21 protein-coding genes are annotated in these 19,412 nt (G+C 69.6%); 8 read left to right on the forward strand and 13 right to left on the reverse strand.

Going from position 1 to position 19,412, the window contains the following annotated elements; translation table 11 throughout:
- Nucleotides 1-77: 77 nt before the first annotated feature.
- Both ACFE76_RS18965 and ACFE76_RS18970 read right to left on the reverse strand, forming a co-directional pair.
- On the reverse strand, nucleotides 78-953 hold the full coding sequence (locus tag ACFE76_RS18965; RefSeq protein ID WP_375433343.1) for a glycosyltransferase family 8 protein: 876 nt from the start codon (nucleotides 951-953) through the stop codon (nucleotides 78-80).
- Nucleotides 950-2,368 (reverse strand): D-arabinono-1,4-lactone oxidase, encoded by a 1,419-nt coding sequence (locus ACFE76_RS18970; RefSeq protein ID WP_375433344.1) that lies wholly within the window; start codon nucleotides 2,366-2,368, stop codon nucleotides 950-952. The genes ACFE76_RS18965 and ACFE76_RS18970 overlap by 4 nt, the downstream gene beginning before the upstream one ends.
- A 480-nt stretch (nucleotides 2,369-2,848) precedes the next feature.
- Here ACFE76_RS18970 and ACFE76_RS18975 point away from each other — a divergent pair, with 480 nt between their 5' ends.
- Complete coding sequence (locus ACFE76_RS18975) at nucleotides 2,849-3,079, forward strand: hypothetical protein (protein ID WP_375433345.1); 231 nt, start codon at nucleotides 2,849-2,851, stop codon at nucleotides 3,077-3,079.
- 215 nt (nucleotides 3,080-3,294) lie between these two features.
- Here the strand turns inward: ACFE76_RS18975 and ACFE76_RS18980 are convergent, their stop codons facing one another.
- The 3 genes from ACFE76_RS18980 to ACFE76_RS18990 form a co-directional block, all read right to left on the reverse strand.
- On the reverse strand, nucleotides 3,295-3,630 hold the full coding sequence (locus tag ACFE76_RS18980) for an aldo/keto reductase (RefSeq protein ID WP_375433346.1): 336 nt from the start codon (nucleotides 3,628-3,630) through the stop codon (nucleotides 3,295-3,297).
- A gap of 61 nt (nucleotides 3,631-3,691) precedes the next feature.
- Nucleotides 3,692-4,756, reverse strand: a complete 1,065-nt coding sequence (locus ACFE76_RS18985; RefSeq protein WP_375433347.1) for an NADH:flavin oxidoreductase — start codon at nucleotides 4,754-4,756, stop codon at nucleotides 3,692-3,694.
- A gap of 16 nt (nucleotides 4,757-4,772) precedes the next feature.
- Entirely contained in the window at nucleotides 4,773-5,075 is a 303-nt protein-coding gene (locus tag ACFE76_RS18990; RefSeq protein WP_375433348.1) for a cyclophilin-like fold protein, read from the reverse strand.
- Between ACFE76_RS18990 and ACFE76_RS18995 the strand changes: the two genes are divergently transcribed.
- The 4 genes from ACFE76_RS18995 to ACFE76_RS19010 all read left to right on the forward strand — a co-directional run bounded on the left by ACFE76_RS18995 (nucleotide 5,074) and on the right by ACFE76_RS19010 (nucleotide 9,258).
- A complete protein-coding gene (locus ACFE76_RS18995; protein ID WP_375433349.1) occupies nucleotides 5,074-5,247 on the forward strand; it encodes a hypothetical protein in 174 nt (57 codons plus the stop codon). The two genes, ACFE76_RS18990 and ACFE76_RS18995, sit on opposite strands and share 2 nt — an antisense overlap.
- Before the next feature lie 90 nt (nucleotides 5,248-5,337).
- Nucleotides 5,338-6,258 carry a helix-turn-helix domain-containing protein gene (locus ACFE76_RS19000; RefSeq protein ID WP_375433350.1) on the forward strand — a complete coding sequence of 307 codons (921 nt, stop codon included), beginning with the start codon at nucleotides 5,338-5,340 and terminating at the stop codon, nucleotides 6,256-6,258.
- Nucleotides 6,259-6,400: 142 nt separating this feature from the next.
- Nucleotides 6,401-7,666, forward strand: coding sequence for an MFS transporter (locus ACFE76_RS19005; protein WP_375433351.1), 1,266 nt, complete (start codon nucleotides 6,401-6,403; stop codon nucleotides 7,664-7,666).
- Between the two features lie 797 nt (nucleotides 7,667-8,463).
- Complete coding sequence (locus ACFE76_RS19010) at nucleotides 8,464-9,258, forward strand: dioxygenase (protein WP_375433352.1); 795 nt, start codon at nucleotides 8,464-8,466, stop codon at nucleotides 9,256-9,258.
- 149 nt (nucleotides 9,259-9,407) lie between these two features.
- On the opposite strand, the gene ACFE76_RS19015 is transcribed toward ACFE76_RS19010, so the two are convergent.
- Nucleotides 9,408-10,559 carry an LLM class flavin-dependent oxidoreductase gene (locus tag ACFE76_RS19015; RefSeq protein ID WP_375433353.1) on the reverse strand — a complete coding sequence of 384 codons (1,152 nt, stop codon included), beginning with the start codon at nucleotides 10,557-10,559 and terminating at the stop codon, nucleotides 9,408-9,410.
- Nucleotides 10,560-10,665: 106 nt separating this feature from the next.
- On the reverse strand, nucleotides 10,666-10,941 hold the full coding sequence (locus ACFE76_RS19020; protein WP_375433354.1) for a hypothetical protein: 276 nt from the start codon (nucleotides 10,939-10,941) through the stop codon (nucleotides 10,666-10,668).
- 286 nt (nucleotides 10,942-11,227) lie between these two features.
- On the opposite strand from ACFE76_RS19020, the gene ACFE76_RS19025 reads away from it, so the two are divergent.
- Nucleotides 11,228-11,443 (forward strand): hypothetical protein, encoded by a 216-nt coding sequence (locus ACFE76_RS19025; RefSeq protein ID WP_375433355.1) that lies wholly within the window; start codon nucleotides 11,228-11,230, stop codon nucleotides 11,441-11,443.
- Nucleotides 11,444-11,482: 39 nt separating this feature from the next.
- On the opposite strand, the gene ACFE76_RS19030 is transcribed toward ACFE76_RS19025, so the two are convergent.
- Together ACFE76_RS19030 and ACFE76_RS19035 are read right to left on the reverse strand one after the other, a co-directional pair.
- Nucleotides 11,483-12,313: an SDR family oxidoreductase gene (locus tag ACFE76_RS19030; protein ID WP_375433356.1), complete on the reverse strand. Its 831-nt coding sequence runs from the start codon at nucleotides 12,311-12,313 to the stop codon at nucleotides 11,483-11,485.
- A gap of 58 nt (nucleotides 12,314-12,371) precedes the next feature.
- The gene (locus tag ACFE76_RS19035) at nucleotides 12,372-13,781 is read right to left on the reverse strand and encodes an MFS transporter (RefSeq protein WP_375433357.1); all 1,410 of its coding nucleotides are present in this window, start codon (nucleotides 13,779-13,781) and stop codon (nucleotides 12,372-12,374) included.
- A gap of 272 nt (nucleotides 13,782-14,053) precedes the next feature.
- On the opposite strand from ACFE76_RS19035, the gene ACFE76_RS19040 reads away from it, so the two are divergent.
- A complete protein-coding gene (locus ACFE76_RS19040) occupies nucleotides 14,054-15,142 on the forward strand; it encodes an SDR family oxidoreductase (RefSeq protein ID WP_375433358.1) in 1,089 nt (362 codons plus the stop codon).
- 22 nt (nucleotides 15,143-15,164) lie between these two features.
- Here the strand turns inward: ACFE76_RS19040 and ACFE76_RS19045 are convergent, their stop codons facing one another.
- From ACFE76_RS19045 to ACFE76_RS19055, 3 genes are read right to left on the reverse strand one after another with little or no spacing between them, the layout of a single operon-like run.
- Complete coding sequence (locus tag ACFE76_RS19045; RefSeq protein WP_375433359.1) at nucleotides 15,165-17,012, reverse strand: DUF2207 domain-containing protein; 1,848 nt, start codon at nucleotides 17,010-17,012, stop codon at nucleotides 15,165-15,167.
- A 49-nt stretch (nucleotides 17,013-17,061) separates the two neighbouring features.
- Nucleotides 17,062-17,496, reverse strand: coding sequence for a hypothetical protein (locus ACFE76_RS19050; protein WP_375433360.1), 435 nt, complete (start codon nucleotides 17,494-17,496; stop codon nucleotides 17,062-17,064).
- Nucleotides 17,468-17,791, reverse strand: coding sequence for a hypothetical protein (locus ACFE76_RS19055; protein ID WP_375433361.1), 324 nt, complete (start codon nucleotides 17,789-17,791; stop codon nucleotides 17,468-17,470). Before ACFE76_RS19055 ends, ACFE76_RS19050 begins: the two co-directional genes overlap by 29 nt.
- A gap of 4 nt (nucleotides 17,792-17,795) precedes the next feature.
- Between ACFE76_RS19055 and ACFE76_RS19060 the strand changes: the two genes are divergently transcribed.
- Nucleotides 17,796-18,002: a hypothetical protein gene (locus tag ACFE76_RS19060; protein WP_375433362.1), complete on the forward strand. Its 207-nt coding sequence runs from the start codon at nucleotides 17,796-17,798 to the stop codon at nucleotides 18,000-18,002.
- Nucleotides 18,003-18,741: 739 nt separating this feature from the next.
- Here the strand turns inward: ACFE76_RS19060 and ACFE76_RS19065 are convergent.
- A partial coding sequence (locus ACFE76_RS19065; RefSeq protein WP_375433363.1) for an IS3 family transposase occupies nucleotides 18,742-19,412 on the reverse strand: 671 nt, incomplete at its 5' end.

Consider the following 19,412-nt stretch of genomic DNA (forward strand, 5'->3'; position numbering starts at 1 on the left):
GGACGCGTACCCTGCCTCCATGCTTCAGCGGCTGCGTGCCCCCCCGGTGAGCGCGACCTGGACGGGCTGGTGGCGAGCTAGGCGACGGCGGCGACCGACCCGAGCGCGCCGATGTCGGCGGGCTCGTCGACCACGTCGCTGGCGACCTCCCACCAGAGCTGGTTCAGGGCGTAGTAGCGGTCCTCGGGGTCGAGAGGCTGCTGCCATGGCTTGTCGATGATGTAGTGGATGTTCTTCACCGCGGCGTCGTCCCACAGCGCGGGGTGCTGGAAGGGCAGCGTCTTCAGGGCGTTGTAGACGTAGGGGAGCGGCTGCCACCGGCGGTCGAAGTGCTCGTTGAGAAAGTCCTGCTCGGCGAAGGGGTATCCCGAGAGGTCTTCCACTTCGGACAGCTTTCTCATCAGGTCAGCGAACACGCTCTCGTCCGGCTGGAGGACCAGCAGGCCGGCGTTGAGGTAGTCGTCCATCATCTCGGCGCTACTGGTGTGCTCGACGCCTCGGCCGTGGGTGTAGAAGCAGTTGTCCGGGGTCCAGCTCGGGGGATAGCTGGCGATCCGGTTCGGGTTGCACCGGCAGGCGTGACAGGCCGCGATGTGGTCCTCGGCCAGCTCGAGGGTGAACAGCTCGTCCATGTTCTGCACCGCGAGCATGTCGGCGTCGAGGAAGACGACGCGTGCGAACTCCGTCAGCCGCCACACCGCGAGCTTGGTCCAGACCTCGGCGAAGCGGGCGTTGGCGTAGCGGTCGTTCAGGCCGCCGGTAGGGCTGATCGGCTCGACCTCTCGGAGCAGGCACCCGTCGCCCTCCAGCAGCCGCCGGCTTTCGGGATCGATCGCCTCGGTCACCATCACGACCAGCGGGTAGTCGCTGCCCGTCCGCGCGAGGGAGGCGCGCAGCGCGCGTACGCCCATCAGGTAGTTCGGCTGCGTCAGCAGCGTGGCCCAAGCCTTCATCGTGCTTCTCCTCGGTGCTCATCGAATCCGAGCTCAGCGAACAGGGCGGCGGTGAACGCGTTGTCGAAACGGTGGTGCGGGTCGAGCGCGTCGCGGACCTGCCGGAAGGCGTCCCACTGCGGGTAGAGCGCCGGCCAGTCGTACAGGGTCTCGTCGTAGTACTTCCCCCAGTGCGGCCTGCCGCCCTCGGCGGCGAGCACCTGCTCGACGGCGCGCAGGAAGCTCTGGCCCTCCTCGGCCAACGTGCCGTCCTCGGCGTAGTAGACGACGAACCCGAAGAAGCAGGTCTCCTGCCCGTACGACGGGCTGAGCCAGGACTCAGACGGTCCGGTGCAGCGCAGGATGATCGGGTAGTGCATGTGCGGCCGGGTCTCGGTGTGCCAGTCCTTGATCTTCTTGATCAAGCCGCCGGCCAGCGCCAACGGGATGGCGATCTCGACGTTGATCTGCGGCGTCGCGATCCCCCGGCAGAAGACCTGGTAGACGTCGCCGGTCACGTCGGTGAAGTTCTTGAAGCGGTTGACGGTACGGAACGGCTTGCCGTTCTCGTCGACGATCTTGGTGTCACTGCGCATGTGAACCAAGGCCTGGTCGACGGTCGCGTTGAGCGCGTCGCTGGTCGTCTCGTGCTCTACCAGGGCCCGCTCGTTGTCCAGGTAGCGCAGGACCTCGTCGCCGTTGGCCTCGCGGGCCACCCAGACGTGCACCTGGTTTTCGTCGGGGAACCACCACGCCTTGCTGAAGGAATAGTCGCGGTTCCAGGTCTCGAGGTCCTCGTGCAGGGTGTCGGCGCTCACGGCACTCTTGATGCAGGTGTAGATCGGTGACGCTACGGTGCGAAGCGTCACCTGCGTGATCACGCCGAGCAGACCCAGCCCAAGCCGGACCGCCGGGAACCACGGATGGTCGTGGTCGTAGTCGGCGACCGACCCGTCAGCCAGCACCATCCGGACACCGACCGCGGCGTCGGCGATGCAGCTCTGCTGCAGACCCTGGCCGTGCGTCCCGGTCGCCAGCGCACCGGCCAGCGTCTGGGCCGCGATCACCCCCGGAGCCGCGGGCAGCATCCTGCCGTGGCTGGTGAGGCAGGCGTACACCTCGTCCAGCGGGGTGGCCGCGCCGAAGGTCGCGCTGTCGTCGTCGAGATCCACCAGACCGCGGAAGTGGCTGAGGTCGAGGAGGGTGTCGCCCGGTGCCGCCAGCTCCAACATCCGACCGGGGGACATTCGGCTGCCGATCACCCGGACGCCGGCGTCGCTCGTCGCGAGGAGGGACTGCAGCTCGCCCTCGGTGGCGGGTGCGCTGATCGCGTCGGCCGGAGCCAGGGTGGCGTTGCGGGCCCAGTTGCGGAGGCCTCCACCTTCCGCGCCGTCTTCCGGGACGCGGAGCGGGTACGTGAGGTGCGCGCTGGCCATCGACATCTCTCCTGATCTCAGGTCCGGGCTGTACCCGGGGAGTGGGCTCCGGCGGCGTCGTCGCGCACCGTGCCCGTCGTGGCGTCGATGCGCACGCTGGGGCTCTTTCAAAACGCTACCTGGTGGCACCTGATTGACCTTCTGGGCCAGCGGGGCGACACCGACCAGAAGACAGTCCGAAACGTCTCTCGGACTACGTGACGTGACTGTTCGCCTCAGTACCGACGGTTGGATGCGGAGGGCGGACGCTTCGCTGTTGGCAGCTGCACCTCGGCTGACGGTGACGTGACAGGAGAACCGCAGCTTGGGGTGGCTGCTCAGCAAGCGCCCACGCTCGTATCCGACAGATGTGCCGCACGGCTGCATTCCCGCTGCCGTTGTGCATCCACCACCATCAGCGGGGTCAACACAATCGGGAGACCCGAGATCTCCGTCGCCGAGACGGCGGAATGATGTGGCGGCGGCCAGATCGGTTTGGTCGTGGGAGCAGTGGGTGACCAGGTGGCCGTACGGCTGCGCCAGGCCCTCGCGGACCGTGAGGACGGCGTTCGTCCCGGCGCACACGGCGAGCAGAACGGCCACCAGACAGCGAGGCGGGCGATCCGGCGCCCGGTCCGCCGAACCCGGCTGTGCGTGGGAGCCGGGAGTGCCGCGGCGGTGGGGTCGGTGCCGGCGGCCGCGGCGACGGTCAGCGGGGGTGGGGAGAGCTGAGGTGTGGTCATGCCAACACCCCGTCACGGAGGGTCGGTTGACCAGCCAGCTGAGGGCCACCTGGCTGCAGGGTGACCGGGAGCTGCAGCCCCAGCGCTGAGGCGGTGGACAGGGTGAGCTGCAGCTGCCAGCCGGTGAAGCTGGACAGCCCGATCTAGTGGATCTTGCCGCTTCGCAGGTGTCGTCGAGGAAGCCAAGGGTCTCCTCGATCGGGGTCAGCGGGTCCCAGCCGTGCATCTGGTAGAGGTCGAGGTTTCGGCGTCCGGTGCCGGCCTCGTCGGTGTCGGGGCCAGTGCCGAGGCGGGCCTTGGTGGCGAGCACGATGCGGTCGGTGACCTCGGCCGGGCGGCTGGCGAACAGCGTCCGAGCAGCTCCTCCGACTCGCCGCCTCCGTACCCGTTGGCGGTGTCGATGAGGTTGCCGCCGGCTTCGACGAAGAGGTCGAGGACGGCGAAGGAGTCGTCCTCCTTGGACTTGGCGCCAAGCTCCATGGCCCCGAGGGCGAGGTTGGACACGCTGGTTCCGGTGCGGGCTCGTGTGCGGTACGTCACGGGGGTCTCCTTGGTGGGGGAGTGCGGCGGATGTCTGGTGGACGGGGGCGTGCGGGCCGGCTCAGGCGACGAGGTCGGCCCATTCGGCGGCGAGGTAGTCCAGGAACGCCGGTCCGACGAGCTCAGCGCGGAGGACGTCGCGGGACACCGGTTGAGGTCGGGCCGTGAAGGTGGGGTCGGCGAGGGCACGGTCGGCGAAGTCGTGGTGCAGGATCGCGCCGACCCCGATGCCGACGGCGTCGGCACCGTGGGCCAAGCACCAGGCAGCGTCCTCAGCCGAGAGCACGTGGCCGGTGACGCTCAGCACAGTATGTCCTCGGGGGAGGTCGGTGAACGTGTCGATGAGCAGGCCCCTGTCGTCGTGGTAGTGCGGGGTGGCGTAGACGTCGAACAGGGACATGTCGACGAAGTCGACGACCCCGCTGCTGAGGACCTCCCGCGCTACGTCACGTCCTTCCTCGAGCGGGGTTCCCTTGGCCTCGGGGCTGAGCCGTACACCGACCTGGAAGCCGTTCCCGGTCGCCGACCGGATCCCCGTCAGCACCTCGACCAGGGCACGCATGCGGTGCTCGAGGGAACCGCCGTAGCCGTCGGTGCGCTGGTTGCGTCGGTCGAGGAACTGGGCGAGCAGGAAGCCGTGCGCACCGTGGACCTCGACGCCGTCGAAGCCCGCCTGCTCGGCCCGCACCGCGGCCGCCACGTAGTCCTCGACCATCTGTGCCACGTCGCCGCTACTCATCCCGGTAGTGCCGGACCCGGCGTCGTCGAACGGCGCGAGCAGCTGGCCTGCTCGCCGTGGGTCGGCGCGGAGGCCGCCGTGGTGGAGCTGGACCAGGGACCGGGTGCCGGTCGCCCGCAGCCCGTCGGCCAGGCGGGTGAGGCCGGGGAGGTGCTGATCGGACGCGATGCCGAGCTGGCCGTCCCAGGTACGGCCGGTGTCGGCGACGTAGGCCGCGCAGGTCTTCACCACACCGAACCCGCCGCGGCCGCGAGCCACCAGCCACTGGTACTCGGTCTCGGACAACGTGCCGTCCTCGTGGCTCTGTTTGTTGGTCATCGGCGCGAGGGCATAGCGGTTGGCCCACTTCGGGCCGTGAGCCAGCTCGACGGAGCTACGCGGGGTCACCGTTTCAACAGTCATCTCAGGCCCGCTCGATCCGCATGTCCACGCTGTCGGGCAGGTTTTGGAACGCGGCGAGGTCGGAGCTGACCTCGCCCATCGTGGTGAGCGTCGGCACCGACGAAGTCGGGGCGTAGATGACGGTGATGCTGTCCATCGGGTTGTAGTAGACGATGTCTCCGGCCTCGACGTCGGTATAGAACGGCCCCGTCTCGGTCATCGGCGCGTCCAGCTCGGTGATGTACTCGATGCCCGCGTTGGTGGAGCAGGCGCTCAGAGCCGCCAGGGCTGTGGCAGCGGCGAGGGCGGCAAGAGTCTTCGTCATGGCCGGTTTCTCCCGTAGCGAGATCGTCTGCGTGGTGGGCTCGGGGTGGTCGTCGATGGAGAGCTCGGGCCAGGTCGACGCCCAGGCCGCGAGCGGCGTCGGTGATGAACCGGACGGAAGAAGTGTTCTCAGCATGAGGGAGGGCCTTTCCTGGAGTGATGTGTTCCAGTGAAGGCGAGCGGCCACGGCCTAGGGAGTCCCTGCCGATGGGGTTAACGCCAGGGACTCCCTGGACCCCGGTGCGGCGCTTACGTTTGACGTCATGGACAACAGGGACGACATCCGTGAGTTCCTGATCTCACGGCGCGAACGGCTCAGCCCCGCCGAGGCGGGCCTGCCCGACTTCGGCGGACGGCGCCGGGTCAAGGGGCTGCGCCGCGAGGAGGTCGCGCTGCTCGCTGGCATGAGCACCGAGTACTACGTGCGCCTCGAACGCGGCAACGGCGCCGGAGTCTCCGAGACGGTCCTCGACGGGATCAGCCGCGCCCTCCAGCTCGACGAGGCCGAGCACGCACACCTCTACGACCTGGTCCGCGCGTCGAACCAGGGCGCTCATCCCGTCCGCCGTCGCGGCCCGTCGCGTCCCCAGCAGCTGCGACCTGGCGTACAACGGCTGATCGACACGATGCGCGACGTGCCGGTGTTCGTCCAGAACAGCCGCCTTGACGCCGTGGCCACGAACCGGCTCGGAGCGGCCCTGTTCTCGGAGATGTTCGTGATGCCGCAGCGACCGATGAACGCGGCGCGGTTCGTGTTCCTCGACCCTCGCGCCCACACCTTCTACCGGGACTGGCCGGGGAACGCCCACCAGGTCGTCGCCCTGCTGCGGGCCGAGGCGGGACGCGCGCCGTACGACCGGATCCTCACCGACCTCGTGGGGGAGCTCGCCACCCGTAGCGAGGAGTTCCGCACCCTGTGGGCCTCCCACGACGTCCGGGTGCACCGCACCGGGACGAAGCAGGTGTGCCACCCCGTTGTCGGAGACCTCGACTTGACCTTCGAGGCGATGGACCTCACCTCCGAACCCGGCCTGCAGCTGCTCGCCTTCACCGCCGCACCCGGTTCAGCCAGCAGCGACGGGCTTCAGCTGCTCGCCACCTGGGCGGCCACGGCTCAGCTCGAGTGGGCCTGCGCCGAGTGGCCGGCGGCCGACGTGCCGGCCGACACCGCTGACCAGCCCTGAGCATCAACCCGCACTGACCCTCGGTCTCTCGGTCGGCGTCGACCGGTAGCCCCGCCATGCCCTCACCGGCAGACCGCGACCTCATCCCATCAGAAGGAACCCGCACTGTGACCACGTGGACGACCCCTGAGCTCGGACCCCGATGACCACGACCGAAGACCTGACTCCGATGTCGACGCCAGCGGCCGACCCGGCACAGGTTCAACCCGAACACTTCCCATGGCTGCCGATCGTGGTCCTCGGCTTCACCTGGTTCCTCGCCGTGGCCATCGAGCTCAGCCCCGCTGGACTGCTGGGCGCCATCGCCGCCGACCTCGACGTCAGTGTGGTCGCCGTCGGCACGATGACCACCTGCTACGCCCTCGGCAACGCACTCCTCGTCCTGCCCCTGACCGCACTGGCCATCCGCTTCGCCCGCCGCACCGCCTTGAACGTCGTGATGATCGTCTTCGTCGCCAGCAATCTCGCGGTCGCCCTCGCCCCAGACCTCACCCTTGCGGACCTCGGCCGCTTCGTCGGCGGGGCCTCCTACGCCGTGATCTGCACCCTGTTCCCCGCCGTCGTGATCCGCATCGCCGGTCCCCGCTACGCCGGCAAGGCCATCACCGTCGTCTTCACCGCCACTGCCCTCGGAGCCGCCCTCGGCGCCCCGCTCGGATCACTCATCGGCAACACCTTCGGCTGGCGGGTCACCTTCCTCAGCGCGGCTGGCCTCGCCGCGGTCGCCGGAGTGCTGATGAGCTTCCTGGTGCCCAAGATTCGCGTGGAGGTGCACAAGCCGCTCAGCCTGCGGCAGACCGCCCGCCAGCCCGGTGTCCTGCGCGTCGCCGTCGGCTGGTCTCTGGTGATGCTGGCCCACTTCGTCGTCCTCACCTACATCGAGGCCTACCTGGGCGTCGTCGGGCTCCCGACCTCCATGACCAGCCTCACCCTGCTCCTCCTGGGCGTCGGCGGGATCGTCGGCACCCTCTTCATCGGCCGCATCTCGAGCCGGTCGGTCCCCGCCGCCCTCGTCGTTGCCCCCTGCGTGGTGGCCGCCGGCCTCACCGTCCTTCTCCTCGGCGGCTCGCACCTCGCCGTTGTCCTCACTGGCATCGCCCTCTGGGGTATCGGCATGGCCGCCACCGTCGTCGTCTACCAACAGGCCGTCCTGCTCACCGGACACCGAGCGCCCGAAACCGCCACCAGCATCGGCGTCCTCCTCGCCCAAGCCGGCTTCGCCGCCGGCGCCACCGTCGGGGGAGCCACCATCAGCGTCCTCAGCGTCGGCGCCATCCCCCTCGTCGGCCTCGCCTTCGTCGCCGGCTCGATCATCATCGCCACCACCCTCCGACGAGTCGTCAACCGAGCCGGCGAGGACGCCGCTGCCGCGACGGAGGGTCGTGAGCGCACCAACGAGACGTCCTGAGGACTTCGACGAGATGGTCAGAACGAGAGGCGGCGTGGTGGCGGACTCGACGGTTCGGGCAGCTGACCTCACCGGAGTGGGTCCATCAGGTCCAGGCGGCCCGGATGGCGTGGCCACGACGTCGGCATGAACGTCGACGCGCGCCTCGCGGAACAGGTGTCGAGGTGGCAGGACATCCTGGTCTGCCCCCAACCACCGGGACGAGTGGCGGCGGCGAGACGTGGGGAACCCGATGCTGGATCCTCGGGTTGCCGCCACGCGACCACGAGCCTCAGGGCCGCGCCGTCGTGGCTTCAGTCATCTGACGATCGACTGGGTACCGAACGCGGCGAAGTGGTGGCTGTCGGAGGGCCTGGAGGCTGGCCGCTGAGAGGACGAGCATGCCTCCCCGTCTGTGGGGAGGTGCACCGCCTGCTGCGGCTGACGACAGCTCGGCGGCGACCAGACTCCCTCGACCACGGACGCGAAGTCGAGCGGTCGGGACGCTCCGGCTCCGGTCTCGGCCGGGCCGGCTGTCCGGGGGACCCGCGTCCGGCCGGCGTCGCTGCTAGAGGCCGTCGTCTGACAGGGAGCGAGTGAGGGTGAGCCGCAAGGGTGAGGTCGTGCCCGGGCCCGACCTGACGTCCTCCTTCGACTACTGGCCACCGTCGACACCTTCACCCCGCTACCGTCGAAGCAGCCATCGTCTCCATCTCCACCGACGTACCCGTCGACTTCCCGCCCGCGGGAGGAACGCAGCCTGCGACGACCTCGTCACCGGTAGCCGAACTTCACCGTCAGTAAGGACAGCGATCCACGTGAGCACTACCAGTCCAACCGCCAGCTCGGCTCGAGTTCCCGCGATCTACCTCAGCCACGGCGCGCCGCCCTTGGCCGACGACCCGATCTGGCCGGGCCAGCTCGCCGCGTGGGCCAAAGACCTGCCGCGCCCCAAGGCCATCCTGATGATCTCGGCCCACTGGGAGGACGCCCCGATCGCACTCGGCGCCACCACCACCGTTCCCCTGGTCTACGACTTCGGGGGCTTTCCCCAGCGCTACTACGAGGTGACCTACCCAGCACCGGGCGCCCCTGAGCTGGCGGCTCAGGTCCGCAAGCTGCTGTCCGGTCCCGGGGTGTCGGTCCAGGACGTGCCCGACCGCGGTCTGGACCACGGCGCCTACGTCCCCCTCGTGCAGATGTATCCCCAAGCCGACATCCCGGTGCTGCAGATGTCGATGCCGAGCCTCGACCCGCGGGAGCTGCTCACGATCGGCCAGCGGCTGACCGAGCTGCGCGACCAGGGCGTCCTGATCGTCGGGAGTGGCTTCTTCACCCACAACCTGCGGGCCATGAGCCCCGACAACCGGGTGATGTCGGTGATGGCTGAGTTCGACGACTGGGGACGCCGCGCCTTGAACAGCCAGGACCTCGACGCACTTCTCGACTTTGAGCACAAGGCGCCCGCCGCCCGCGCCGCCCATCCGCGTACGGAGCACTTCGCTCCGCTGTTCGTCACCCTCGGCGCCTCGCTCAGCGAGCTCAACACCCAACAGGACATCATCGACGGCTTCTGGCTGGGCCTGTCCAAACGCTCCATCCAGCTCGGCTGAACGCCTGACGGATGCGCGACTGTGCGCGAACGAGATCGCGCGCACGAGTGTGGCCCGCGCTTTGCGCATCGTCGAGTTCTCCTGTGGCGCCGCCAGATCCTCAACCCGTTCGTCCACGACGACGAGCAGCTTCCTGCGGACCCCCGAACTCAGCGGACGTTGGTGACGCCTGAGCCCGGGTTGATCTGACCGGCGGCGTCGGGAACGGAGCGGCCGTGAACGGCCGGCCGACCCCCGTAGGGGTCCTCGTCGGTCCACAGCGTGGTGGGCGCGGCGGCTCGGACGGCCGGGATGACTTCCGCAGCGAGGCGTTCGAGCATGGCGAGCTGCTGTTCGTGCGGGATCATCGTGGGCAGGCTGAACGACTGCAGGTCGTGGCCGAAAGCCTCGTGCCACCACAGGATCTTCTCCGTGATCTGTTGCGGGCTGCCGACCAGGGCGGGACCGTAGGCGATCGCGTCGTCGATGCTGTCGAAGCCCATCGCGTTGCCGGGGGTGTGGTTGCCGGGTCGGTTGAAGAAGGCCACGATCTGCTCGTACGTCGGACCGAACGCGTCGCGCGCTTCCTGGGTGGTGTCGGCGAGGTAGAGGAAGCCAGCACCGGCCCCGACGAATGCGTAGCGCGGGTCGTGCCCATGACGTCGGTACTCGCTGCGGTAGCGGTCGATCAGGACGGTGTACTTGTCTCGGGGCTGGATCGCATTGGCGGAGAAGAGCGGGTCGCCCCACTGCGCAGCGAGGTCGGCGGACGCGTGGCTGGTGGCGGAGCCGTGCCAGACGCGAGGTGCTCCGGCGTACGGGCGGGGGAGGCTGGTGACCTCGGTGAGCGGTCCGCGGAACCGGCCGGACCAGGTGACGCTCTCCTCGCGCCACAGGCGGCGCAGCAGGGCGTACTTCTCGGCCAGGGCCTCCCACTGGTCGCCCTCGGCGATGCCGAACATGGGCAGCTGACGCCGCTCGTTGCCCTTGCCGATCACGAGCTCGAGGCGACCGCGGGAGACCTGGTCGATGGTGGCGAAGTCCTCAGCGATCCGTAGCGGGTCGTGGATCGAGAGCACCGACACCCCGGTCTGGATCCGCACCCGTGTGGTCGTGGCCGCAATTCCTCCGAGCAGCACACTCGACCCGGCGCTGAGGAAGGCGCCGGCGTGGCGTTCCCCGAGGGCGACGGCATCGTAGCCGAACGCCTCCGCGTAGCGGGCGGACGTCAACGCCTGCGCCAGCCGTTCGTCGGGTCGGACCTGGCGCCCGGTGACCGGGTTCGTCAGCGCGGGAAGGATGTCGAGGACCTGGAACCTCATGGCGGCTCTCCTGGGGCGGTGGCTGGTGCCGGATCTGCAGGACCGGACCAGTCCAAGGTTGATCAGTCAACGATAGGGTCATCGACCCCTCAGCAGAGCTCCGTGCTCAACGGAACGAGGGCGGGCAGGTCGCGCTCGTCGTTGCCCATCGTGAGCAGCCCTCGGCTGAGGGCCGTGCATCCGACGGCGAGGACGACCAGTCCCGCGCAACGACGACGTGCCCCACGTCGGCGCCCAGGACCGACTGCCCGAGGATGCCGATCACGATGAGGGTGGCACCGCCCAACCCGACCTCTGCGGCCGCCGAGCCCGCGACGGCGTGGCTCCTCCAGAGCGCGAGAGCGATCGGGATCGAGCCGACGACGATGGCGACCAGACCCATGAAACGGGGTGATCGCGACCGCCGCCCACGTGAGGACTCCGGTGAGGGAGTCCTTTCACTGGGTTGGATGCCACCGGTGTGTGGTGGTGCCCCAACGGTCGCGGCCAGCGCCCGCCCGCCCCCCGAGCACCGCCTCACGCGGTGCCGGGAACCCGTTCCCGCATCTTGGGGAAACCGTCGCGTTCTTCGTGCGCTCCGTCACCACGAGCGGGCGTACGGTCGTCCTCACCGTCGACGACGACGGCATTTCCCTCGACACCTGGCACGCCGGGTCGGTCTCGCCTCGATGCGCGAACGGGCGGTCGAGGCGGCGGACGGCGTCGAAGCGGTCCGCGTCTGCACCGTCGCCACCAACGTCTCCATGATCCTGGTGAAGCTCCACCTTGCTTACTGCGCCGTGGCCATCGTCAAGGCCCGGGACGCCGGACTGGGTCAGGATCGCCACGTTCGCGACGGGCTTTCCGCAGCGCGAGGCCGGTCGGGGTTGGCGCCCACACGATGATCAGCAGCGTCGCCGCGAACGAGCCGCCCAGACTGCGGACTACTGAACCTCGGGCAGCTCCCCGAACCAGTAGGCGGCGGTCACCCCTCCGTCCATCAAGATGTCGCTGCCCGTGATGAACCCGCCGTCCGGACCCATCAGGAGCGCGCCCACGCTGCCCACTTCGTCGGGTGTCCCCGCGCGGCCCACCGGGCTCGACGCGATCATCTGGCGGTAGCCCGCTCCGCGGGGACCGGTCAGCTCGTCCTTGGCCAGCGGGGTGATCACGATGCCGGGGCTGATCGTGTTGACCCGCGCGCCTCGGCGGCCCCAGCGGACCGCCTCTGCCATCACGCGTAGGGAGTTGCCGCGCTTGGCGATCTGGTACGCCTGCAGGGGGTCGGTCACCTGGTCGGGCTGGAGGAACGACAGATCGAGCAGGTCGTCGACGGGCGTGGTGGCCAGCGCCTGGTTCTGCTCGGGGCTGAGCGGCGGGAGACGGTGGCCGGACTGCGACGCGATGACCACGCCCGAGCCACCGGCGGCGATGACGTTCCCGAACTCCTCCAGCACCAGTGCGGTGCCGTACAGGTCGACCCGCAGGATCGTCGCCGGCGGGGCCTGTGACGGGGAGACGCCGGCGGCGTGGATCAGACCGGTGACCTCGCCCAGACCGGTGGCGGTCTCGACGAGCGCGTGCACGGCTGCTCGGGAGGACACGTCGACGGTCGCGACGCTCACGTCGTAGCCGGCGTTGCCCAGGACCTCGGCGGCGGCCGCAGCGTTCTCCCGGCGTACGTCGGCGAGCAGGACGCGCTTCGCCACGCCGACCCGGCGGGCGATGGCCTGGCCGATCAGTCCGGGTCCGATGACGATGATGACGTCCGACATGGTCTTCCTCTCGGTAGTGGGCGGCTTCCTCAGCCGCAGGTGAGCTCTGGGCCCGACGTCAGGGTGCGGCTGAGCCCGCGTCGTCGGCGCGGGGCCGGATGCGGAGGCTGTTGAGGGCGGCGAGGAGAAGGAGGAGGGCGGCGCTGCCGAGGCTGAGGCGCAGCCCGCGATCGATGTGGTCGGGGTTGGCGATCAGGGCGCCGAAGACGGCGATGGCGACCGCGCCCCCGACCTGACGGAAGGTGTTGAACACCGCGCTGGCGGTTCCTGCCTGCTCGGCGGGGACACCTTCGAGCACGACGCTGGTCACCGACGGCATCGCCAAGGAACCCCCGGCGCCGATCGGGATCACGCACGCGGCCGTGAGCAGGGGCAGGCCGAGTGGCGTGGTGATCGCGAGGGCGACCAGCCCGATGACCATGCCGGACAAGCCGACGACGACCGGGACGCGGGCGCCGAAGCGGTTGGTGATCGGGCCGCTGGCCAGGTTGCCGGCGATCGCGAAGAAGGCCGACGGCAGAAAGACGAGGCCCGCGTGCCACGGGGACAGGCCCAGGTGCTGCTGCAGGTAGATGCTGACGACAAAGACGTTGCCGAAGTTGCCGACCATGAAGGCGAACCCGACCGGTAGCGCCAGCCGGAAACCGTGCGCCCGAAACAGGTCCAACGGCATCATCGGATGGGCCACCCGGGACTGCACGAGCACGAAGCCGGTCAGCGCCAAGACCGCCACGGCCAACGCCAACAGCACCAGCGGGGACGTGAACCCGGCGTGACCGCCGTCGATCAGCCCGTAGACCAGCGTCGACAGCCCGACGACCGCGAGCACCTGGCCGGCATAGTCGAACGGGGCGGACCGGGTCGGCGACCGGGCGACCACACCGAGGAAAGCAAGCATGCCGACGCAGACCGGCAGGTTGATCGTGAACACCCACCTCCAGTCGTACGTGGTCAGCAGTCCGCCAAGCGGCTGGCCGAGCAGCCCGGCCACCGCGCCACCGACGGCCCAGATGCCGAGCGCTCGGGCCCGGCGGTCAGGATCGGGAAAGGCCTCCCGGATCAGGGCCATCGAGGCGGGCAGCATGACCGCCGCACCTGCGCCCTGGGCGCAGCGGGCCGCGATCAGCAGGGCGGCGCTGGGTGCTGCCGCACAGGCCGCCGACGTCAGCGTGAAGATGACGATGCCGAGGGCCAGGGCCCGCTTGGCGCCGACCCGGTCCGACAGGTTCCCCGCGAACAGCAGCAACGCAGCGAAGACCAAGGTGTAGCCGTCGATCACCCACTGCTGACCGGTGGTGCCGCCACCCAGCTCAGCCCGGATCTTGGCCAGCGCGACGTTGACGATGGAGATGTCCAACGTGATCAGGAAGAACCCCATCGAGGCGATGGTGATCACGGTCCGCGCGTGCGGGCCGTCGGGGACGACGTCCCTTCGGGCGGTGGTGGCTGCGGCGAGGGTGCCCGTCACGCGAGGGGTACGTCTTGCCATCGGGTCGTGAGGAGGTCGCGCGCCTTGTCGCGGTTCAGCACTGCCATGCCGCCCACCCTAGGAGCGATCCTTCGCCGGTGGGTGGCCCTGCCGGTGCCCCTCAGGGCGGTCGAGGCCGAGCACCCGTCGCCGTCTCGCGAGCGGTAGCAACCTGCACGGCTACGGGCCTGTCGTGAGCATCTTGCTCCGGCTCGGTCCCGGCAGCCGAGGCGCGGAGTGGAATTCTCAGCACCGCCCGAGGTTGCACCCCCATGAACACGACCCCGACAGCTGACCGGTCCGCCCTCGTCGTCGGGGCCACCGGGATCGCCGGCGGGGCGATCGTCGACCAGCTGCTGGCTGAGGGTGGGCCGGTCACCGGCCTGGCCCGCCGCCCCGGTCCTGAGCGTGAGGGTCTGCGCTGGGTGGCCGCCGACCTCACGTCGGCCGAGGAGCTGTCGCGGGCGCTGGCCGACGAACGGCCCACCCACGTCTACTTCACTGCCTGGCTGCGCCAGGACACCGAGGCCGAGAACATCGCGGTCAACGGCGGCATGGTGCGCGACCTGCTCGCCGCCCTGCGACCTGCTCCGCTGGCTCACGTGGCCCTGATGACCGGTCTGAAGCACTACCTCGGCCCGTTCGAGGCGTACGGCCAGGGCCCGATGCCGGACACCCCCTTCCGGGAGGAAGAGCCGCGGCTGGACGCGCCGAACTTCTACTACGCTCAGGAGGACGAGCTCTTCGCCGCTGCCGCCGCGCAGGGGTTCACCTGGTCGGTGCACCGGTCGCACACCGTGCTCGGCCACGCCGTGGGCAACGCCATGAACATGGGTCTGACCCTGGCCGTCGCCGCCTCGATCAGCCGGCACACGGGCACCCCGTTCGTCTTTCCGGGTAGCGAGACCCAGTGGAACGGGCTGACCGACATGACGGACGCGACCGTGCTCGCCGAGCAGATGATCTGGGCCTCGACCAACCCGGCCGGAGCGGACGAGCCCTTCAACATCGTCAACGGCGACATCTTCCGCTGGCGCTGGATGTGGCCGCGGCTGGCTGCCTGGTTCGGGGTCGAGCCGGCTGCCTTCGAGGGCCAGCCCCGACCGCTCGAGCAGCAGATGGCCGACGCCGGCCCGGTCTGGGCTGAGGTCGTCGCCCGGCACGACCTGGTCGAGCCGGACCTCGGCCGGCTGGCCTCGTGGTGGCACACCGACGCCGACCTGGGCCGCGACATCGAGGTCGTCACCGACATGAGCAAGAGCCGGCTGGCCGGCTTTACCACGCACCACCGCACCCTGGACTCGTTCCTGGCTCTCTTCGAGCGCTACCGCGCCGAGCGGCTCATTCCGTCCTTCGACTGAGGGCGGCTCGGTCCCCGCGGGTTCACCAGCCGCCACCGCCACCACCGCCGACTCCGCCGCCGGCGAAACCGCCGGACGCTCCGGATCCGCCGCCGCTGCCCCAGGTGGACGCGGTCATGGACGAGGTCGCGGACTGGGAGAAGGCGCCGAGGGAATCGCTGAAGCCCGAGCCGCCGGCGGCGAACAGCCCGTACGGGGCGCCGACGTACCAGGTGGGTTCTGGCACCCAGGCTCCTCGGGCGGCAAGGTCGGCGAACACGGCGGCCCAGTGCTCGGCCACCCCGAAGGCGATGGCGTAGGGCAGGTGGCGGGAGAAGATGTCCTCGCCCTCCTCGAACCGCAGCTGGTCGGCTTCGGCCGTCTCGAGGTAGGTCTTGAAGCCGAGGGCCTGCGCGAGCACGGCGGTACCGTCCGCCGTCCGGGCCGGCATCCGGCGAGCCAGCAGCAGCGCCACCAGGCCGACCAGGGCGACGGCCACGCCGATCAGGCCCCAGCCAAGGGTCAGGGCGAGCACGAGCGCCAGCACCGCGCCGACAACGAACAGCGCCGTCCCGATCGCGTACCAGCGATATCGGACGGAGTGGGGGTTGGCGCTGAACCAGCCCCGCTCGGTGACCGCCTCGTAGAGCTTGGCCTGGGTCTTTCCCATTGCCCCGGTGAACGACTCTCCGAGCTTGTCGAGCTCAACCTCCTTACCGTTGGCGAACAGCTCGACGAAGATCAGGCGTTCGTGGAACAGCAGCTGGTCGTCGACATCGGCCAGCTTGACCAGCCGCCACGACCTGGCCTTCGTCTTGGCCTTGGTTCCGGCCGACTTGTCGGCGGGCAGCTCCTCGATCCGCAGGTAGCCGCGGACGGCCAGGTCGACGATGGTGGCGGTGACGTCCCGCGGGTGGGCCACCTCGCCGACCAGGGTGCCCAGCTCACCGGCCCGGGCGCCGGCGGGGGGGCTGAACTGCACCGCCACGGGTGTTCGCCGGTCCCGGACGGAGGTGGAGCCGGCGGCCGCGCCGGTCGGCGTCAGCCCGGGGGTGAGTCCCACGTACTGCTGGTCGCGGCCGCGCCGCCGGACCTGCTGGAGCAGGGCGGCCACACCCAGCAGCGCCACCGCTCCGGCGGCTGTGCCGGTCAGCGGGTCCAGGGTGAAGGTGTTCCCGAGGTTGCGCCGGGGCACCAGGACGGGGGCCGCGTCGACGAAGGTGCCTGCGGGCCAGTCGGCCAGGACGGTCAGCCCGTCACCGGGCTCGACCGTTCCGTGGCGGAAGGTGGCGGTACGGTCGCCCGCGGCGGCCTGGTCGCAGCCCGTCGTCGAGCCGACCTTGCCGACGAAGCAGGCGGAGCGGCCCACCTCAGCCGGGCCGGTGAGGGTGACGGTGATGTCGCTCAGCGGCACCTCCCACTGCGAGCCGATGATGTTCCAGAAGATCTCGTCCTCCTCGGCCGCACCCACCCCCGGGTTGACCACACCCGTGATCCGGTACGCCAGCTGGTAGCTCTGCCGACCCTCGACCTCGACGTCCTCGTCCCCGACCTTGATGGCCAGCGCCCCGCCGTCGGTCTCGGTGTCCACCCCGGCCGGGGCCCCGCTGGGACTGGACGCCCGGATGTCGGTGATGGAGAAGCTGCGGTAGTGGTCGGGGTCGCCCGCGATCTCCTGGCGCAGCGGCAGGGTCACGTACGGGCCGTGGCCCTCGGTACCAGCGAAGTCGAAGTCGAAGTCCAGCTGGACGTCGACGGCGCCGTCGGGAGCGGCGGTCGCGTTGACGTCGTAGCGGGGGATGGACCAGTCGTCCTCGTCCGCGTACGCAGCGCTGGGCAAGGCCAGCACAGCAGCGAATCCGAGGACCAGGGCGGCGAGGGCGCGCTTCACCTCGTCGATCCTAGGGCGGCCCGGGTCCACGGCCGAGGACACCGCCCGGTCAGGAACTGCCGGAGGACTGAGCGCTCAACGGAACCGCGGGGGGCAGGTCGAGCTCGTCGTCGCTCAGCGTCAGCAGCCGTCGGCTGACCGCGGTGCATCCGACGGCGAGGACGACCAGTCCCGCCCCGACGACGACGTGCCCCACGTCGGCGCAAAGGACGGACTGCCCGAGGATGCCGATGACGACGTGGGTGGCACCGGCGAACCCGACCAGCGCGGCCGCCCAGCCCGCGGCGGCGTGGCTCTGCCAGAGCGCCAGGGCGATCAGTATCGAGCCGATGACGATGGCCACCAGGAAGCCGAGCACGCCCACGCTCGTCCGGGGGTCGCTACCGGCGGCGTCGATGAAGGAGCCGATCACGGCGGGGTCGAGCGCGTGCCGCGCGGCTACCCACGCGAGCTGGTCACCGTTCATGTTGAGCGGCAGGACCATCAGGAACCCACCGCCCATGACGACCGTCGCCGCGGTCGCCAGACGTGGAGCGCCGCGGCGCGAGACGAGGGGCCATCGCGAGGATCGACGGGACCACGAGGACGACGAACAGCAGGTCGAGCCACTGCAGGTAGGTGTAGACGGTGTGGGTCGTGTTGTAGGTGATCCGGTAGGCGGTGTGTTCGTCGTCCGACCCCAGGACGACGTACTGCAGGCCTTTGGCCAGCCAGGGGATCGGTACCAGCAAAGCCAGCGATCGCGCACTGGAACGCCCCCGGCCCAAGACCGCCGGCACGTCCGTGCCCCTCGCGGTGTTCTGGCGGTCGGGTAACCCGGCCGGTCACGTCGCCCTCAGCCTGGGCAACGGTCAGGTGATCTCAACCGACTTCGACGGCACCGACTACCGCGCCGGCCGGCTCAGCGCCGGGCCGATCACTGCCATCGACACGTGGGGTCCGAGACTCGGCTGGCGCGCCCCCAACTTCCGCGCGGGCACTGAGGGCTGAGGCAACCGCCACCACCTCCCGGCCGCCCCCCGATAGCTGCGATCCCGTGCGGCCGGGCGGCGGGTCAAGGGTTTGCCCGGAGCTTGCGGAGGGACGGCGCTAGCCGCCCTTGACGCGACGGTCAGCCGCAGGACCAGCGGACAGCGGGGGGAGGCCAGCCACCGCCATTCGGAGATTCGCCTGCTGTAGCTACGGGATAGACGGTGTCCTTATCTGTCTCCACCGGAAGGCGGAGGCGCTATTGCCACGAACCGGTCCGAAACCTCTTGATGATTACGAGCACTGCGATCACGGCCGCGGCGAGCAGACACACTCCGAGGACAACCAAGGAACCCGGGTAGTTGTATCCGGCAGCTACCGGTGCAAAAGCGGTGCTAGTGATGACGACGACAGCCAGACTGGCCTTCTGCAGCGGAGTGTCGAAGTACGGCGGCCCGCTTCGCCGACCTGTCACGTTGGGGCCTCCTCGTTGGAGGCTTGAACTGAAGCCTGGCTGCCGGTCTTGTAGGGAATGGCCGCATGTCTCGAAGCTTGAGTTGTGTCGAGTGCGGTAGAACCGGCGTTCAGAAGGGACGAGCCACTCGTCACGATCGATGACTCGTTCGTGAAGCCCACAAACTCGCTACCAGGAACGTCGGGGCCAGAGTTCCCGCGCCTGCGCCGCCCCGCTAGCAATCTCATGACGAATCGGCCAAGAATGAGGAGCCCGTCGGATTCCGGACAGTGGAGTTCTTGGTTGTTAGGCTGCCGGGTTGGCTTGCCACCATTTTTGCTGGGCTTCGTTGGGGGTGATGTAGCCGAGAGCGGAGTGGAGCCGATTGTTGTTGTACCGTAGTTCGATATAGGAGCTGATGTCAACGCGGGCGTGTTCTCGGGTCGGGTAGACGGTCCGGTTGACCCGTTCATTCTTCAGGGTTCCGTTGAATGATTCGGCCCAGGCGTTGTCGTAGCAGGTCCCGGTACGGCCAAGGGAGCGGCGGATTCCGAGTGTGTCGGTGTAGTCGGCGAATTCTTGAGAGGTGTACGGGCAGCCGCGGTCGCTGTGGAAGATGGTGGTTCGGGGCTGGAGGGTGATGGTGGGTGCGGCCATCGCCAAGGCGTCGGTGACCAGCGTGGTCTTGAGGTGGTCGGCCATGGCGTAGCCGATGACCTGCTTGGTGTGGCAGTCGAGCACGGTGGCCAGGTACAGCCATCCTTCCCAGGTTTTGATGGAGGTGATGTCGCCGACGAGCTTGGTGGCCGGGGTGTCGCAGGTGAAGTCCCGCAGCAGCAGGTCAGGGGTGGTGTCCGCGTCCCCGGCGACGGTGGTGGTGGGACGCCACGGGCGCGGCTGGCAGGGGACCAGGCCCAGCTCCCGCATCAGGCCACGGATCGTCTCGGGGTCGGCGTGCTGGCCCACGCGGGCGAGGT

This window comes from uncultured Friedmanniella sp., assembly GCF_964244005.1.
Taxonomy (GTDB): domain Bacteria; phylum Actinomycetota; class Actinomycetes; order Propionibacteriales; family Propionibacteriaceae; genus Microlunatus.